The 16997-nt window shown below is 73.6% G+C and carries 19 protein-coding genes; 10 read left to right on the forward strand and 9 right to left on the reverse strand.

Translation table 11 applies throughout. From position 1 onward, the window contains the following. Positions 1-18 precede the first annotated feature (18 nt). From KMS84_RS18455 to KMS84_RS18495, 8 genes are all read right to left on the reverse strand, one after another. Positions 19-1599 (reverse strand): acyl-CoA mutase large subunit family protein, encoded by a 1581-nt coding sequence (locus KMS84_RS18455; RefSeq protein WP_256917340.1) that lies wholly within the window; start codon positions 1597-1599, stop codon positions 19-21. A 297-nt stretch (positions 1600-1896) separates the two neighbouring features. Further along, on the reverse strand, positions 1897-3093 hold the full coding sequence (locus tag KMS84_RS18460; RefSeq protein WP_256917341.1) for a hypothetical protein: 1197 nt from the start codon (positions 3091-3093) through the stop codon (positions 1897-1899). Beyond that, positions 3093-3752, reverse strand: coding sequence for an RNA polymerase sigma factor (locus tag KMS84_RS18465; RefSeq protein WP_256917342.1), 660 nt, complete (start codon positions 3750-3752; stop codon positions 3093-3095). The genes KMS84_RS18460 and KMS84_RS18465 overlap by 1 nt, the downstream gene beginning before the upstream one ends. 300 nt (positions 3753-4052) lie before the next feature. Beyond that, the gene (locus tag KMS84_RS18470; protein WP_256917343.1) at positions 4053-5006 is read right to left on the reverse strand and encodes a hypothetical protein; all 954 of its coding nucleotides are present in this window, start codon (positions 5004-5006) and stop codon (positions 4053-4055) included. Positions 5007-5117: 111 nt separating this feature from the next. Next, positions 5118-5771: an RNA polymerase sigma factor gene (locus KMS84_RS18475; protein WP_256917344.1), complete on the reverse strand. Its 654-nt coding sequence runs from the start codon at positions 5769-5771 to the stop codon at positions 5118-5120. 138 nt (positions 5772-5909) lie between these two features. Then, positions 5910-6320: a hypothetical protein gene (locus KMS84_RS18480; protein ID WP_256917357.1), complete on the reverse strand. Its 411-nt coding sequence runs from the start codon at positions 6318-6320 to the stop codon at positions 5910-5912. A 236-nt stretch (positions 6321-6556) separates the two neighbouring features. Continuing rightward, positions 6557-7129, reverse strand: coding sequence for a hypothetical protein (locus KMS84_RS18490; protein WP_256917345.1), 573 nt, complete (start codon positions 7127-7129; stop codon positions 6557-6559). A 167-nt stretch (positions 7130-7296) separates the two neighbouring features. Further along, positions 7297-8898 carry a beta-N-acetylhexosaminidase gene (locus KMS84_RS18495; protein ID WP_256917358.1) on the reverse strand — a complete coding sequence of 534 codons (1602 nt, stop codon included), beginning with the start codon at positions 8896-8898 and terminating at the stop codon, positions 7297-7299. Positions 8899-9171: 273 nt separating this feature from the next. Here KMS84_RS18495 and KMS84_RS18500 point away from each other — a divergent pair, with 273 nt between their 5' ends. From KMS84_RS18500 to KMS84_RS18525, 6 genes are all read left to right on the forward strand, one after another. Continuing rightward, the gene (locus tag KMS84_RS18500) at positions 9172-9726 is read left to right on the forward strand and encodes a 2-oxo-4-hydroxy-4-carboxy-5-ureidoimidazoline decarboxylase (protein WP_256917346.1); all 555 of its coding nucleotides are present in this window, start codon (positions 9172-9174) and stop codon (positions 9724-9726) included. A gap of 271 nt (positions 9727-9997) precedes the next feature. Next, entirely contained in the window at positions 9998-10378 is a 381-nt protein-coding gene (sdhC, locus tag KMS84_RS18505; protein ID WP_078504082.1) for a succinate dehydrogenase, cytochrome b556 subunit, read from the forward strand. A 5-nt stretch (positions 10379-10383) separates the two neighbouring features. Continuing rightward, entirely contained in the window at positions 10384-10866 is a 483-nt protein-coding gene (locus tag KMS84_RS18510) for a succinate dehydrogenase hydrophobic membrane anchor subunit (protein WP_256917347.1), read from the forward strand. 19 nt (positions 10867-10885) lie between these two features. Next, positions 10886-12640 carry a succinate dehydrogenase flavoprotein subunit gene (gene sdhA, locus KMS84_RS18515; protein WP_256917348.1) on the forward strand — a complete coding sequence of 585 codons (1755 nt, stop codon included), beginning with the start codon at positions 10886-10888 and terminating at the stop codon, positions 12638-12640. After that, positions 12640-13419, forward strand: coding sequence for a succinate dehydrogenase iron-sulfur subunit (locus KMS84_RS18520; RefSeq protein ID WP_069771348.1), 780 nt, complete (start codon positions 12640-12642; stop codon positions 13417-13419). The genes sdhA and KMS84_RS18520 overlap by 1 nt, the downstream gene beginning before the upstream one ends. A 142-nt stretch (positions 13420-13561) precedes the next feature. Further along, positions 13562-14161, forward strand: coding sequence for a Uma2 family endonuclease (locus KMS84_RS18525; RefSeq protein ID WP_256917349.1), 600 nt, complete (start codon positions 13562-13564; stop codon positions 14159-14161). A 6-nt stretch (positions 14162-14167) separates the two neighbouring features. Here the strand turns inward: KMS84_RS18525 and KMS84_RS18530 are convergent, their stop codons facing one another. Further along, a complete protein-coding gene (locus KMS84_RS18530; protein ID WP_256917350.1) occupies positions 14168-14605 on the reverse strand; it encodes an SMI1/KNR4 family protein in 438 nt (145 codons plus the stop codon). Between the two features lie 123 nt (positions 14606-14728). Between KMS84_RS18530 and KMS84_RS18535 the strand changes: the two genes are divergently transcribed. The 4 genes from KMS84_RS18535 (at position 14729) to KMS84_RS18550 (ending at position 16971) form a co-directional block, all read left to right on the forward strand. After that, on the forward strand, positions 14729-15136 hold the full coding sequence (locus KMS84_RS18535; protein WP_256917351.1) for a VOC family protein: 408 nt from the start codon (positions 14729-14731) through the stop codon (positions 15134-15136). Positions 15137-15237: 101 nt separating this feature from the next. Further along, entirely contained in the window at positions 15238-15654 is a 417-nt protein-coding gene (locus KMS84_RS18540) for a hypothetical protein (RefSeq protein ID WP_256917352.1), read from the forward strand. Further along, entirely contained in the window at positions 15651-16175 is a 525-nt protein-coding gene (locus tag KMS84_RS18545; protein WP_438818953.1) for a thiol-disulfide oxidoreductase DCC family protein, read from the forward strand. The genes KMS84_RS18540 and KMS84_RS18545 overlap by 4 nt, the downstream gene beginning before the upstream one ends. A gap of 10 nt (positions 16176-16185) precedes the next feature. After that, complete coding sequence (locus KMS84_RS18550) at positions 16186-16971, forward strand: TetR/AcrR family transcriptional regulator (protein WP_256917353.1); 786 nt, start codon at positions 16186-16188, stop codon at positions 16969-16971. The last annotated feature ends 26 nt before the right edge of the window (positions 16972-16997 follow it).

Here is a 16997-nt window from a genome sequence, read left to right on the forward strand (position 1 = left end):
CGAAGGCCGCCCGGCCCGTCAGAACGCGTCCGAGGGCACGTACGTCCCCCAGACCTCGCGCAGGGCGTCGCACACCTCGCCCACCGTCGCCCGGGCCCGCAGGGCGTCCTTCATCGGGTACAGGACGTTGTCCTCGCCGCGGGCCGCCGTCCTCAGGGCGTCCAGGGCCGCGTCCACCGCCGCCGTGTCGCGCTCGGCCCGCAGCCTCGCGAGCCGTTCCGCCTGCCGGGCCTCGATGGCCGGGTCGACGCGCAGCGGCTCGTAGGGCTCCTCGGCGTCGAGCCGGAAGCGGTTGACGCCGACCACGACCCGCTCGCCGGAGTCGGTCTCCTGGGCGATGCGGTAGGCGTTGCGCTCGATCTCGCCCTTCTGGAAGCCGTGTTCGATGGCCGCCACCGCGCCGCCGAGGTCCTCGATGCGGCGCATGAGGCCGACGGCCGCGGCCTCGACGTCGTCGGTCATCCGCTCGACGGCGTAGGAGCCGGCGAAGGGGTCGACGGTCGCCGTCACGTCCGTCTCGTGGGCCAGCACCTGCTGGGTGCGCAGGGCGAGACGGGCGCTCCTGTCCGTGGGCAGCGCGAGCGCCTCGTCGAAGGAGTTGGTGTGCAGGGACTGGGTGCCGCCCAGGACCGCGGCCAGCCCCTGGACGGCGACCCGCACCAGGTTCACCTCCGGCTGCTGGGCCGTGAGCTGCACGCCGGCCGTCTGGGTGTGGAAGCGCAGCATGAGCGACCTGGGGTCGCGCGCGCCGAACTCCTCCCTCATCACGCGGGCCCAGATCCGGCGCGCGGCGCGGAACTTCGCGACCTCCTCGAGGAGCGTCGTGCGGGCGACGAAGAAGAAGGAGAGGCGCGGGGCGAAGTCGTCGACGTCCATCCCCGCGGCCACCGCCGTGCGCACGTACGCGACGCCGTCCGCCAGGGTGAAGGCGATCTCCTGCGCGGGCGAGGCGCCGGCCTCCGCCATGTGGTAGCCGGAGATCGAGATGGTGTTCCACTTCGGGATCTCGGCCCGGCAGTACCGGAAGACGTCGGCGATCAGCCGCAGCGACGGCTTCGGCGGGAAGATGTACGTGCCGCGGGCGATGTACTCCTTGAGGACGTCGTTCTGGACCGTGCCGGTGAGGCTCGCGGCCGGGACGCCCTGTTCCTCGGCCACCAGTTGGTACATCAGCAGGAGCAGCGCCGCGGGCGCGTTGATCGTCATCGACGTCGAGACCTCGTCCAGCGGGATCCCGTCGAACAGCACCCGCATGTCCTCGACCGAGTCGATCGCCACGCCCACCTTGCCGACCTCGCCGTGCGCGATCGGGGCGTCGGAGTCGTAACCCATCTGGGTGGGCAGGTCGAAGGCGACCGACAGGCCCGTCGTGCCGTGGGCGATCAGCTGCCGGTAGCGGGCGTTGGACTCCACCGCGGTGCCGAAGCCCGCGTACTGGCGCATGGTCCAGGGGCGGCCGGTGTACATCGACGGGTAGACGCCGCGGGTGAAGGGGTAGCCGCCCGGCTCGCCCAGCTTCTCGGCGGGATCCCAGCCGGTCAGGTCCCCCGGCCCGTAGACCGGCTCGACGGGCAGTCCGGACTCCGATTCACGCGCCATGGGTGCGATGCCTCCCGCTGGTCTGCCCGCTCCGGGACCTCCCTCACAGGATGGCCGCGGGCGACGCTCCCCACAACGCCGCAAGGCGCGGGGCGGGATGTCGGGGAGATGTCAGGGGCGCGGGCGGGACCGGGGGAACGTGTCCCGCCCGCGCCAGGCGCACGAGCCGAAGGTACGGGGGGAACCCCGGCTCAGTGCAAGGGCCGATGACCAGTCGGCTCACTTGTTACTGCGTTCCACCGGCAGAAAACGTCACACCTCTCGCCGAAAAATTTCGAAGAATCACAAAACCGCAGGTCAGTGACCGTGATGACGGTGGCCGTCGTGAGGGCCGCGGCCACTGCCGCCGCCGGCGTCCGCGCCGCCTGCGCCGTTCGCGCCCTTGCCGCCGTTCGCGCCCCTGCCGGGCTTCGCGGCGGTCCCGCCTCTTCCGTCGTGGGAGGCGCCCCGGTGCCCGAACCCGTGCCGGTGGCCGCCGTCGCGGTCGTCGTCGCCGTCGTCGCCCCGGCCGGACCCGCCGTCCGAGCCGCCGTGGCCGCTCGCTCCGTCCCGGTTCCCGCCCGCGCCCCGGCCCTTTCCGGCATCCCGGCCCTTGGTGGCGCCCCGGCCCTTCGTGGCGCCCTTCCCCGTGCCGCGGCCGTCGCCCCGGCCGCTCGCGCCCGCGCCGTCGAGGACGCCCGCGCAGTACGCCGGCACCCGCTTCGCGCCGCCCGCCCGGTGCTCCAGGGCTCGCCGGTGATCGGCGTCCGGGACCCCGCCCGCGCTCAGCTCACGGCAGGCGGCGACCACACCGGGGGGCCACGCACCGCTCGTGCCCGGAGCCGTCGGGACGCCGTCCTTCGTGCCGCCCGTGGCCGTCGCGTCGCCGGCCTCCGTCCCGTCGCCGCCCGTCGTCGCCGGGGCCGAGGCGCCCGGGGACGGCGGGACGAGCGCGGGACCGGGGGACGCCGGCGCGGAGACGGAGGCGCCGGGACGGCTCGGCTCCGCGCGGCCGAACGGGTTCGGCAGCAGGCCCGTCCCGCTCGCGACCGCCACCCCGCCGGCCATGCCGACGGCCAGCGCCGCCGCGAGGCCCAGTCGCACGGGGCGGCTCCAGCGCGCGGGCCGGCCGGGCCGCGGGAGCGGCCCGCCGATGCGCACCAGGCCGGCGTCGGCGCACACCTCGGCGCGCGCGGACCGTCCGGCACGGGCGGCCGGTGCCGTCCGCTCCCCCGCGCCCGTGCCCGCGGCGCGCGACGCGAGATCGGTGCGGTCGGCGTGCGCCTTGCGGAAGGCGGCCATCGCCGCGGCCTCGCCGGGAAGTTCCTCGTCGTCGCGCGGACGCCCCGCGGCCGACGCCGGAAGCCCCCGCAGCGCGGACAACGCGCCCAGGGTCCGGGCGAGCCGTTCGGCCTCCTCGCCCGCCGCGCCGCCGACAGCGTTGTCCGGTGACTCACCTCGCAGCAGACGCTCCGCCGTCTCCCGGTCGAGCCACCTGTCGTGCTTGTCGGCCATCACATGTCCTTCTGCGTCCGCGTACGCCCATGCGTCACACCCGCGGACGTCACCGCGCGCGAGCGGGGACCCGGCTGCGGGGGCAGCGCGTCGAGCGCCCCGCTCGACTCCGGATCCTCGCGGAGCAGTTCGGCGAGCTTCTTCAGGCCGCGGTGCGCGGCCGTGCGGACCGCGCCGGGCCGTTTGCCGAGCGTCTCGGCGGCCGTCTTGGCGTCCAGCCCCACCACCACGCGCAGGACGACGGCCTCCGCCTGGTCCTGCGGCAGCCGGGCGATGAGGCCGAGGGTGCGGCCGGTCGCCAGCGCCTCCATGGCCTCGCCCGCGGTGTCGGACGCCGCGGCACGGCCGGTCAGCTCGGTCTCGTCGGCGACCGTCGCCGGGCGTCTGCCGCGCATGCGCACATGGTCGAGGGCGCGGTTGCGGGCGATGCGCGCGGCCCAGCCGCGGAAGCGGTCCGCGTCCCCGCTGAACCGCTCCATGTCCCGGGCGACCTGGAGCCAGGCCTCCGAGGTCACGTCCTCGGCGTCGGGATCGCCGACCAGCGTGCGCACGTAGCCGAGCAGCCGCGGGTGCACCGCGCGGTACACGGTCCGGAACGCACTCTCGTCCCCGTTCTGTGCCGCGAGCACCGCGGCTGTCAGCTCCGCGTCGTCCCCCACGTCGTGGTTCCTCGGTCGATGGTGCGCGGTTCTGAGGACCGCAGGTCGTTTGCGGTGGTCTGCCGCTTGGCCGTCCGGCGCGAAAGGCACGTTACGACCTGAAACAGCCGCACGTCCATGTCCGTAGAACATGCAACTAACTCGTGACGCAGTGAGTGTGCCCGGGGTGTGACAGAAAACGCACGCACGGCGCTGTAGGGAGTACGGGCCGCCGCGCGGCCCGTGCCGCGCGACGGCCGGGGCCTCTCCTGTGGGGGGTGGCGGCCTCGGCCGTTGCCTTGGCGGCTCCGCGCGTCCGCCTCATGCGCCGTCGCCGGCCCCGGTGTCCTTCGCCTTCGCCGTCGGGCTGTCGCCCCCCGTGCCGGACCCGTCCTGCGAGGGGTCCCCCTGCGGCCGGGCGTCCTTGCCGCTCCCGGCCGGGGCGCCGCCCGTGCCGGTCCGCCCTGATGTTCCGGGCCGCCCGGACGCGCCGCTCTCCCCGGCCCCGCCGGACCCCTCGCCGCCGCCGGACGCGCCCGTCCGGCCGTTCTCGCGGGCGCCGCCCGCCGTGCCGTTCGCGGCGCCCGTCCGCCGACCGGCGGCCGCACAGTACGCCTCGACGTTCTTCTCGCCGCCGGCCGCCGTCACGAGCCGCTGCCGGGCGGCCGGGGCCAGCTCGCCGCCGTGCCCCCGGGCCGTCCCCCAGGCGTGGCAGAGGGCAGCCTCGTCCGCCGCGCTCCCGCGCTCGGCGGGACCCTCGCGGTCGGCGTCCCGCGTGGCGGAAGGGACGGCCGAGGGCGCCCCGGAGGGGGCCACGGCCGCCCCGGCCGACGGCCGGGCACGCCCCGCGCCACCGCCACCGCTGCCGTCGCCGACCCCGACCCCGGCGCCCTCGGCGCGGTCCGTGCCGGAGTCGATCGCCGCGAACGCGGCCCCGCCGAGCGCGAGCCCGGCGACCAGCGCGCAGAGGGTGACCCGCAGCGAGCGGGCGGTGCGCCGCCGGGCCCGGGGCCGCCAGTCGTCGCGACGCCGGGCGCGGACCGGGCGCCCCCCGTCCCCGGCGGCCCGGGCCGCCCGGAAGGCGGCGACGGCCCGCTGCTCGCCCTCGCAGGCCTCCCCCGTCCGGCTGCTTCCGTCCCCTTCGTGCGGACGGCCGGCCGGCGCGCGCAGGGCGCGGGCGAGCATTTCCTCCAGTCCCGGCGGGGCGGCGAGGGCGTCGTCGGGGCGCGCGCGCCGACGGCCGAGGCCCGCGCCGTCGTTCAGCCGTTCACCCATGTCGCTTTCCGTCTCTGTCCCTGTCATCCGTCGCGGCCGCCGGCCCCGCCGCGCGCCCGGCGGGCGCGCATCGATCTCTCGGTGATCGATACGGCCCGGGGGCGTCACCGTTCACGTCGACTCCCCCAGCGTCCGGGGCCCGCCATCCGTCACACCCTCGCCCGCGCGCCCGTGCGCGCCTTCCTCGCCCATGGCGCCCAGCTGTCCGGCGAGCTTCTTCAGTCCCCGGTGCGCGGCCGTGCGCACGGCGCCGGGCCGCTTGCCGAGCACCCGGGCCGCGGCCGGACCGTCCAGTCCGATGACGACCCGCAGCAGCACGGCCTCCGCCTGGTCCCGGGGCAGGCCCCGCACCAGGTCCAGGGCCTGGGCGGTGGAGAGGGACTCCAGGGCCAGGTCGTGGGTGCTGTGCGGGCCGGGCAGTTCCAGGACGACGTCCTGTTCCAGCGCCGCCGAGCGCGGCCGCACCCGCAGCCGGCGCAGGTGGTCCAGGGCCCGGTGCCGGGCGATCGTCGCCGTCCAGCCCCGGAACCCGGCGCCGTCGCCGCGGAACCGCCCCAGGTCCCGGGCTATCTCCAGCCAGGCGTCGGAGGCCACGTCCTCCGCCTCCTCGCCGACGATCCCGCGCAGATAGCCGAGCAGGCCGGGCTGGACGATCCGGTAGGCCACGGCGAACGCGGCCTCGTCCCCGTCCTGGGCCCGCGCCACGGCCGCCCCCAGTTCCCCGTCGTACGCGTGCGCGCGCCGGGGTTCCCCTCCCTGGCCCAAGGCTTTCCTCGTTCGTACGGTGTGCGGTGCGGACGCGCGGCTCCCCCGCCGGACACCGGGTCCGGATGCGGCCGCGCTCCCACGGTCATCAGCGCCGCCCCGCACGGAAGTGTCACAGCGCGCGGTCGCGGCGCGCGGTCACGTCGCGGTCGGCCGCCGGCCCCGCCCGCCCGTCGCGTCCCGGCACAGCAGACGCAGGGAGCCGTGTCCGGCGTGGCAGCGGCGCGCCTCGTCGAGCGGGTCCCAGAGGCGCCCGTCCGGGGTGCGGACCCAGTGGTCGCCGCCGGAGGCCCACCACTCGGCGCCGGTCTGCCGGACGATCACCTCGCCCGCGTACGCCCCCAGTCCGCGCAGCACGCCCGCCACGGAGGCCTGCGGCGCGCCCTCGCGTCGCAGGTCCTCGATCAGCCGGTCGACGCGCCACAGGCTCTGCGCCGAGTGGTCGAGGTGCGGGCGCACGCCGTCGGGGGCGGCGGCCACCGCCTCGGCGGCCCACCGCACCGGTCTGCCGGCCGCGGAGGGGCGCGCGGGCCGCTCGGCGCGGCTCACGGCGGCGGACCCGTCGGTCCGGTCGGGCCGGTCGAGCGGGCCGGTTCGGTCGGGCCGGTCGGTGGAGGCGGGCCGCTCGGGGCGGTCGGTCGGGGCGGGCCGCTCGGGGCGGCCGGTGGTCCTGCGGGTCACACGGGGAAGAGCGAGGGCGCCGCTGGTTGTGTCACTCGGATCCGGGGCCGTCCCCGGGACCGGTGCAGGACCGCCCCAGGTTCCCCGCACCCCCCGCACCTCCCTCACGCGTCTCCCGTGTCTCCCGTGCGCCCGCGGGCGCGCCGCGACACCACCGCGCGCAGCACCCGGCGGCCCTCGGTGGACACCTCCAGGGCCCGGCGCAGTCCGCTCGCGCCGTGGCCGGCGAGGACCTCCAGGACGGTGACCTGGCGGCGCAGCTCGGCGGCCACGAGGGGCGACATGCCCTCGGTGCGGCCCTCGCGGCGGGCGTCGACCGGAGCGGCGTCGGACGCCGGGTCGAGGAGCCGGTGGATCTGGAGGGAGGCGACGGAGCAGGCGTCCGCCCACACCCGCACCCCGGCGGCACGGCGGTCGTCCGGCGCGGCGGCCAGCATCCGGTGGGCGAGGAGCCCGGCCTCGTCGTCCTGCGCCGGCGGCGCGCCGAGCTTGTCGCGCGCCCGTTCCACCAGGTCGCCCCAGTCGGCGGCGTCGGAATCCTCCGTGAGGTTGCCCCACAGGGGGCGCAAGATCTCGTCGTCGCCCCCCAGCAGGGGTATGCAGCGATCCAAACAAGCCAGCCCGCTGGCCGCCAGTCCGCGCTCGTCGGCCTGTGCGATCAGTTCCACCAGGCTCATCCACGCCTCCCTCGCCAGGGCGCCTTCCTTACGGAGCCCGCATTTCCCCTTACTGCGTGCGACGGGCCAGGAGTGTCACAGGGAGCTCGTTTCGGCCAACGGCGAGGGCGGGCGGCGGGGGCCGCGAGCACCCCCGGCGGGGCGCTCGCGGTGAGCGGCCGGGCGGCTCAGCCCAGCCGGTTCGCCAGCGCCGTGAACTGCGTCCACGACAGCTGGGGCGTCCGGGCGTCCCACAGCTTCTGCGAGGTCGCCCGCAGCGGCATCCGGATGCCGGCCGCGACCTGTGCCTGCGTCTGCGCGTTCGCGAGGTCGCACCAGACCGACAGGGAGCCGCCGAGGATCTGGGAGTCGTACCGCGCGGCCACGGGCGTCGTGCCGCGCAGCACCCGCGGGGTCCACTGCTCGTAGATGCGCCGGCCCGTGGGGTAGGCGAAGTCGTTGGGCTCGCCGAGGACGTAGTACAGGTACTCGTCGTTGTAGTTGAGCATCTTGCGCCCCGCGCCCAGGTACTCGGCCGGCGGGCGCGCCCCGATCTCCTTGCCGGTCCAGTAGGCGACCACGAGGTCGGAGGCCGGTTTGACCGACGTGCCGCGGAAGAAGCCGTCGTTCCACACCCGCATGGCGCGGTCGTGGGCGCGGACGGTGTCGGCGCGGTCGTTGAGCCAGCCCGTGGTGAGGTCGGCCACGCCCGCGCCGGCTCCGTAGCGGGCGCGCGCCGCGGCGGCGAGCTGGGGGTAGGAGGCGGCCGGGCTGGACACCGTCAGGGCCTGGTACTCGTCGCCGCCGAGGTGCCAGTAGGCGCCGGGGAACACGGGGGCGTACTCGTCGAGGAGGTCGTCCAGGAGGTTCGCGGAGTCCTCCTTGGAGATGTCGATCGCCCCGCGGGTGGCCACCCCGTTCACGTTGCGCAGTTGCAGCTCGGGGTGGGCGGCGAGGACCGCGCCCAGGTGCCCGGGCGAGTCGATCTCGGGCACGACGGTGATGTGCCGGCTCGCCGCGAGGTCGACGATCCTCTTCACCTGGGCCTTGGTGAGGTGCTGGCGGGAGACGATCTCGGGGTGCGTGTCGGACTGGATCCGGAAGGCCTGGTCGTCGGAGAAGTGCAGGCCGAGCTGGTTGTACTTGAGGTCGCCGAGTTCACGGACCCGGTCCTCGATCCAGGCGGGGCTGAAGTACTTGCGCGCGATGTCGAGCGTGAATCCGCGCTGCGGCTTGGCCGGCTGGTCGCGCACGACGCCCTCGGGGGCCGTGCCGCCGCCGTGCACCTCCTGCTTGAGGGTGCGGGTGCCGTAGAACACGCCGGCGTCGGAGGGCCCGCTGATGGTGACCCGTCCGCCGCGCACGGTCATCGTGTACGACTCCGGGTTCGCGCCCTCGTCGTCGTTGAGCGCCAGCCGCAGGTCCCCGGCGCGCACGTCGTTCTTCTGCCCGGCGTAGGTCAGCCCCAGCTCGCCGGCGACCAGCCGGCCCTCGTCGGCGAGGCCGGCGTCGCTCACCACGACCCGGCGGGCGGCGGCGGGGCGCCAGCCCGGGCCGCGCGCCGGGGTGTGGGCGCGCACGGCGGGGATGGTCCGGGGCGCGGTCGACAGGGCGTAGGAGCGGCTGGGCGTCGGCGCGGCCGGGGGCGGCGCCGCCGCGGTGGCGGCGGCGCTCTGGCTCCTGGCGGCCTGCCGGGAGGCGGCCGACCCGGCCGGCGTCCCGGCGTCCTCGTCCGACGAGGCCCACAGGCCCAGTCCGACGCCCAGCGCAGCGACCAGCCCGCCCGCCAGCAGCGCCCGCGGCGCCGCCGCGCCCCGTGTCCCGCGCCGCGGTCCGCGCTGCGGCTCCGTCTTCGGCGTCGAACGCCGATGCCTGTGCCTGCTCACCCCGCCAACCGTACGACTCCCGTCCCGGACAGGCGCGTCGAAGACCGCGCGACGGGGTCCACGACACGTGCTGAAACTCTCTCGTTCGAGTGAAATTCGGGCGTCCGTCAGACACGTACTGACCGCTCTCGATAACGTAGCGACACATCCTTCACTGCATCCCCTGCCACATCACACGTGACGCGAGGATCCACGCTGCCTGCGCACCCTCCCTCCCCACTCTCCGGCTGCCTCGCCATACCGGCGCAGACCCGGACCTCACGCGCACCCCTGCTCGACGGCTTCAACTCCGCGCCCGTCGACGAGGCCCACCGCACCCTCCTCGCCTGTCTGCGCAGCCCGAGCTGGGCCCGCCGGGTCGCCGCCCACCGGCCCTACCCGACCCTGGACGCCCTGCTGGCCGCGTCGGACGAGGCGGCCTACGACCTGACCTCGGGCGATCTGGCGGAGGCGCTGGCCGCGGAGACCCTGCCCGCCCTGCCGGAGGACGTGTACGGCGCGGCCCACACGGCCCTGCGCGCGGCGCACGCCGCCTACGAGGCCCGCTTCGGCCACGCGTTCGTCATCAGCCTGGCGGCCGTCCCGCCGGACGAGCGCCTGGACCACGTCCTGGAAGGCATCCGGTCACGATTGGCGAACGATCCCGAGGACGAGCGGGTGGTGGCGGCCGAGGAACTGCGCCGTCTGGGGAAGGCGCGGCTCGCGAGCCGCTTCCGGGGCACGGGAGCGTGATCCGCGCGGCGGCGCGCCGGGCCGCGACCTGCCACGACGGACCCGCGCGGGGCGCATAGGCGCCCATTGCGGGGCAGAAGCCCCCTCGATCCGCCCCGCGGGCCGCGGACGCTCACCCATACGCGTGCCACTTTGATCACACCGGTAGGCCCGGCGTAAGCCCAGCGCCGGTGCATCGCTACGATGCTGGGGGCCGGTGGACCGTACCCGGCCGGGCCCGTCCGACACCGAAGCCGGCCGGCCCTGATCCCCGCTCCCGGAGGGTTCTTCCGTGCCGGCTGGAACGCTGTACCGCGGCCGGGAAGGAATGTGGTCCTGGGTGGCTCATCGAGTCACCGGCGTCCTCATCTTCTTCTTCCTGTTCGTCCACGTGCTCGACACCGCGCTCGTGCGTGTCTCCCCCGAGGACTACGACAAGGTCGTAGCCACCTACAAGACCCCGATCGTCGCGCTGCTGGAGTACGGCCTCGTCGCCGCCATCCTCTTCCACGCGCTCAACGGTCTGCGCGTCATCGCCGTCGACTTCTGGTCGAAGGGCCCGCGCTACCAGAAGCAGATGCTCTGGAGCGTCGTGGGCCTGTGGCTCGTGCTGATGCTCGGGGCGATCTACCCCGTTCTCGGGCACGCCGCTCGTGAACTGTTCGGGAGCTGACACCGATGGCCACCACTGAATCCACCGCAGCCGGGATCGGCCCCGTCGAGGACGGCGCGTTCTACGGCGTCGACAACCCGGCGCCCGTCATCGAGGCCCCGCGCAAGCGCACGAAGAAGACCCCGAAGTCCACCCGGGGCAACTTCGAGATGGCCGCCTGGCTGTTCATGCGCCTGTCCGGCGTCGTGCTGGTCGTCCTGGTCCTGGGCCACCTGCTGATCCAGCTCGTCCTGGACGGCGGCGTCTCCAAGATCGGCTTCGCCTTCGTGGCCGGCCGCTGGGCCTCCCCGTTCTGGCAGGTCTGGGACCTGCTGATGCTGTGGCTCGCGATGCTGCACGGCGCGAACGGTCTGCGCACGGTCGTCAACGACTACGCGGAGCGCGCGAACACCCGGCTCTGGCTGAAGGGCCTGCTCTACACCGCCACGGTGTTCACCATCCTGCTGGGCACGCTGGTGATCTTCACCTTCGACCCGAACATCCGCTAGGCACGGGGCTGCGAGAATCATGAAGATCCACAAGTACGACACCGTCATCGTCGGCGCCGGCGGCGCCGGTATGCGCGCCGCCATCGAGTCGACGAAGCGCAGCCGCACCGCCGTGCTGACCAAGCTCTACCCCACCCGCTCCCACACGGGCGCGGCGCAGGGCGGCATGGCCGCCGCGCTCGCCAACGTGGAGGAGGACAACTGGGAGTGGCACACCTTCGACACGGTCAAGGGCGGTGACTACCTGGTCGACCAGGACGCCGCCGAGATCCTGGCGAAGGAGGCCATCGACTCCGTCCTCGACCTGGAGAAGATGGGCCTGCCGTTCAACCGGACGCCCGACGGCACGATCGACCAGCGCCGCTTCGGCGGTCACAGCCGCAACCACGGCGAGGCCCCGGTCCGCCGGTCCTGCTACGCGGCCGACCGCACCGGTCACATGATCCTTCAGACGCTGTACCAGAACTGCGTGAAGGAGGGCGTGGAGTTCTACAACGAGTTCTACGTCCTCGACCAGCTGATCACCGAGGTCGACGGCGTCAAGCGGTCGGCCGGCGTCGTGGCGTACGAGCTGGCCACCGGCGAGATCCACGTCTTCCAGGCGAAGGCCGTCATCTACGCCTCCGGCGGCTGCGGCAAGTTCTTCAAGGTGACGTCGAACGCGCACACCCTGACCGGTGACGGCCAGGCGGCCGTGTACCGGCGCGGGCTGCCGCTGGAGGACATGGAGTTCTTCCAGTTCCACCCGACCGGCATCTGGCGCATGGGCATCCTGCTGACGGAGGGCGCCCGCGGTGAGGGCGGCATCCTGCGCAACAAGGACGGCGAGCGCTTCATGGAGAAGTACGCGCCGGTCATGAAGGACCTGGCGTCGCGTGACGTCGTGTCCCGGTCCATCTACACGGAGATCCGTGAGGGCCGCGGCTGCGGTCCCGAGGGCGACCACGTCTACCTCGACCTCACCCACCTCCCGCCGGAGCAGCTGGACGCCAAGCTGCCCGACATCACGGAGTTCGCGCGGACCTACCTCGGCATCGAGCCCTACACGGACCCGATCCCGATCCAGCCCACCGCGCACTACGCCATGGGCGGCATCCCGACGAACGTCGAGGGCGAGGTCCTCAGCGACAACACGACGGTCGTCCCGGGCCTGTACGCGGCCGGCGAGGTCGCCTGCGTGTCGGTGCACGGCGCGAACCGTCTGGGCACGAACTCGCTGCTGGACATCAACGTGTTCGGCCGCCGCGCGGGCATCGCCGCCGCCGAGTACTCCCAGAAGGCCGACTACGTCGAGCTGCCGGAGAACCCGGCCGAGCTGGTCGTCGCCCAGGTGGAGCGGCTGCGGGCGTCGACGGGCACCGAGCGGGTGTCGGTCCTGCGCCGCGAGCTTCAGGAGACCATGGACGCCAACGTCATGGTGTTCCGCACGGAGCAGACGATCAAGACGGCGGTCGAGAAGATCGCCGAGCTGCGCGAGCGCTACAAGAACGTGTCGATCCAGGACAAGGGCAAGCGGTTCAACACGGACCTGCTGGAGGCCGTCGAGCTGGGCAACCTGCTGGACCTGGCCGAGGTCATGGCGGTCTCCGCGCTGGCCCGCAAGGAGTCCCGCGGCGGTCACTACCGCGAGGACTACCCCAACCGCGACGACGTCAACTTCATGCGCCACACCATGGCGTACCGCGAGGTGGGCGACGACGGCACCGAGACCGTCCGTCTCGACTACAAGCCGGTCGTCCAGACCCGCTACCAGCCGATGGAGCGTAAGTACTGATGGCAACCCCGACCCTCGACAAGGCGGACGCGGCCGGCGCCCCCGAGCCCGGCTTCGCCGACTCCCCGTACATCACGGTCACCCTCCGTGTGCGCCGCTTCAACCCCGAGGTCTCGGCCGAGGCGGTCTGGGAAGACTTCCAGCTGGAGATCGACCCGAAGGAGCGTGTCCTCGACGCCCTCCACAAGATCAAGTGGGACGTCGACGGCACCCTCACCTTCCGCCGTTCCTGCGCCCACGGCATCTGCGGCTCGGACGCGATGCGGATCAACGGCAAGAACCGTCTGGCCTGCAAGACGCTGATCAAGGACATCAACCCCGCGAAGCCGATCACGGTCGAGCCCATCAAGGGTCTGACGGTCCTGAAGGACCTGGTCGTCGACATGGAGCCGTTCTTCCAGGCGTACCGGGACGTGATGCCCTTCCTGATCACGAAGGACACCAACGAGCCGACGCGCGAGCGTTTCCAGACCGCGGAGGACCGCGAGCGGTTCGACGACACCACCAAGTGCATCCTGTGCGCGGCGTGCACGTCGTCCTGCCCGGTGTTCTGGAACGACGGGCAGTACTTCGGCCCGGCGGCGATCGTCAACGCCCACCGCTTCATCTTCGACTCGCGTGACGAGGCGGGCGAGCAGCGGCTGGAGATCCTGAACGACAAGGACGGCGTCTGGCGCTGCCGTACGACGTTCAACTGCACGGACGCCTGCCCGCGTGGCATCGAGGTCACGAAGGCGATCCAGGAGGTGAAGCGGGCGCTGATCACGCGCCGCTTCTGACGCCGACCTGAGGCATGTCGTTCCGAGGGCCCCGCTTCCCGGTTTCCACCGGGAAGCGGGGCCCTTCGGCGTACGGCACCCGCACGGGTGAGGTGCTGCCGGGAGAGCCCCGCCCAGCCGCAGGGACCAGGACAATGCCCGCATGGCGACGACGCGACCGACCCGCCCCACCCTCACCACGTGGGCCGAGCACCTCGCCGAGCGCAATCCCGGACACCGTTTCGAGATCATCGGCGGAGTCCTGATGGTGACGCCGCTGCCCGACAGCGCACATGCAGCCGTCCTCACCGCCGTGACGGCGGCATACCTGAGGGCGGGCATCGACGACTCCGACGGCGTCGTCCTGCAGAGGGTGGCGGTCCGGCTCCCCACCGGCCCCGAGGATTACGCCGTTCCCGACCTCTCGATCGTGGACGCCGACGTCGACGCCCATGCGGTGACGGACGACCGCTATGCCCCTGCCTGCTTCCGCATGGTCCTCGAGGTGACGTCGGACAACCCCGGCCTGGACCTTCGTCACAAGGTCCCCGCCTACGCGGTCGCGAGCATCCCGGTGTACGTGATCGTCGACCGTGAGAACGAACGCATCCACGTTCTCACCGGCCCCTCCGGCGACGGGTACTCCATCCACCGCCGTTACTCCCCGGGGGAGGCGGCCGTCCTCCCCGGCTCGGTGGGGGCCGAGGTCACCCTGGAGGCCGCCGAGACCCTCGCGGCGGGCCGCCCGAAGAAGAGCGACTGACCAGGCTCACCACGACGCGTACCACTCCGGGTCGTCGCCGAGGCGGCGGCGCAGGTAGTCCTCCAGGTCGTTGGCGACCCAGCGGCGGCTGTCGCTCTCGTGGTCCCAGAGGAAGACGTCCGGCCGCTGCGGCCTGACGACGCAGGCGAACAGGTCGCCCCCGCCGCTCTCGCCGAACAGCAGCAGCGGATCGAAGGGCATGTACAGGTCGCGGAAGTCGGCCGAGCTCCTGAACTCCAGGTTGCGGCCCATCACTTCGCCGACCGAGCACACGAGGGCGAACCCGTGCTCGTCGTGCGCGCCGTCCGCGACCCGCCAGAAGTCCTTGAGCGCGGCCGGAAGCGGGTGCCCCAGCACGGCCTCGGCCGCCCGCATTTCCTCCTCGCATCCAGGTCCGCCGAGCTTGACGTCGGCGGACAGCGAGGAGATGAGATCGATCCACATGCGGCCATCTTTCACGGATCCGCGTGGCGCACAACCCCTTTCGCCCGCCGCCCCTCCCCCGCCCGGGTGACCCCTCGGTCAAGCCCTCCGGGGCCGCCCGGCCGGTGTACCTAATGTGACCGCATGTCAGATGACGAGTCGTACGAACTGCTCGGGTTCGACAACGTGCTGCTGCCGGTCGGGAACCTCGCCGAGGCCGTGGGCTTCTACGAACGGGCCGGGTTCACGACGGCGTTCCGGTTCGACGAGGGCGGCATCGCCGCGCTGAGGGTCGGAGGCGAGACCCCCGGCGTCCTGCTGCGGCAGGAGGAGGCCCTGGGGCACCGGCCGCCGCCGTGGCCGGCCACACGCGTGTGGCTGGAGGTGGCGGACGCGCGGGCGACGGCCGGGCGACTGGCCGAGGCCGGCATCCCCCCGCTCGACCCGCCGTTCGCCGTCGCCACCGGGTGGACCGTCGAGATCGCGGACCCGTGGGGGAACGTCCTGGGGTTCTCGGACTACTCCAAGCGGCCCGAGCTGGGCCGGCGTTAGGGACCGGACCTCCGGCCCACCCCCCTGTTGAACGCGTTCAAAAACAGCGCTAGAGTCATCCCCGACAGCGTTTTGAACGCGTTCAAGAAGGGGTGGGGAACATGGACCGCACGGTCATCGCCTACGTCATCTACCTGGTCGTCAGCATCGGGCTGACGATCTGGGTGGCCAGGACCCTCAGTCGCAACGGGCGCGTCTTCCTCGCCGACGTGCTCCAGGGCGACGAGAAGCTCGCCGACGCCGTCAACCACCTCCTGGTGGTCGGCTTCTACCTGATCAACCTCGGCTTCGTCGCCCTCTACCTGAGCGGCGACGAGACGATCGAGGACGCCCGGGGCGTCTTCGAGGCCCTGTCGACGAAGCTCGGCGTGGTGCTGCTGGTGCTCGGCGCGATGCACCTGGCCAACGTGTACGTGCTGAACCGGATCCGGCGGCGCGGGGTGATGGAGCGCGAGCAGGTGCCGCCGGTCGGCCCCCAGGGGTGGACGACCCCGTCGGCGCCCGCGACCGGGGCGTGAGGACCGTGCCGGCCCGCGAGGCCGACCGGGCGGACCGGGACGCCCGCCGCGTCCCGGTCCGCCGGCTCACCGTCCTCTACGACGCCGGGTGCTCGCTGTGCCGGTTCCTGCGCGAGTGGCTGGGCCGGCAGCCGCAGCTGGTGCCGCTGGAGTTCGTCCCGGCCGGCTCCGCCGAGGCGTGCGCCCGCCTGCCCGGCCTCGACCACCGCGCCACCCTCGAGGAGATCACCGTCGTCGGCGACGCCGGTCAGGTCTACCGGGGGGCCGCCGCCTGGATAGTCGTCCTGTGGGCGCTGCGCGAGCACCGCCCGCTGGCCCACCGGCTGTCCACCCCCGCCGGGGCGAGGATCGCGCGGGCCGCGGTCCTCTCCGCCGCCAAGTGGCGACAGGGACAGGAGCGCGGCGGCGTCGGCTGGGGCGGGGGCGTCTACCGGCGCGGCGACGGGTGGACGTACGACCCGTTCGTGGGCTGGACCCATCACCCGCCCGCCTGTGCCGACGGCCACTGCGCCACTGACTAGGCTTTCGTCCGTGCCCGCTGACAACGACGGCCCCGCCGAGGCCGCTTCCCCGTCCCCCTCCCGCGAGGGCGCTCCCGCGTCCAAGTCCGAGCAGACGCGCGCGCTGATCCTGGAGACCGCGATGCGGCTGTTCCAGGAGCGCGGCTACGACAGGACGACGATGCGGGCCATCGCCCAGGAGGCCGGGGTCTCCGTCGGCAACGCCTACTACTACTTCGCCGGCAAGGAACACCTGATCCAGGGCTTCTACGACCGGCTGGCCGCGGAGCACCGGGAGGCGGTCCGGGACGTCCTGGCGCGGGAGACGAGCCTGGAGGCCCGGCTGGCGGGCGTGCTGCGCGTCTGGCTGGAGGTGGCGGAGCCGTATCACGAGTTCGCCGTGCAGTTCTTCAAGAACGCCGCCGACCCGGACAGCCCGCTCAGCCCCTTCTCCGCCGAGTCGGAGCCCGCCCGCGTGCAGGCCATCGCCGTCCACAAGGAGGTGCTGGCGGGCTCGAAGGCGAAGGTGCCGGAGGAACTGCGCGAGGTGCTGCCGGAGCTGATGTGGCTCTCGCAGATGGGCCTGGTCATGTACTGGATCTACGACCGCACCGAAGGGCGCGAGCGCAGCTACCGGCTGGCCGGGCGGGGCGCCCGGCTGACCGCGCGGGGCGTGGCGCTGGCCCGGTTCCGGGTGCTGCGCCCGCTCGTGCTGGAGGTGCACGACCTGTTCACGGACTTCCTGCCCGGCATGACCAACGCGCTGCCCGACCCGGGGAGGAAGAAGAGCGCGGGGGACGAGACCGCCGGACCGTAGGCGCCCGGCCCCGGCCCCGCCCCCCC

Source organism: Streptomyces hilarionis (assembly GCF_024539675.1).
Classification (GTDB): domain Bacteria; phylum Actinomycetota; class Actinomycetes; order Streptomycetales; family Streptomycetaceae; genus Streptomyces; species Streptomyces hilarionis.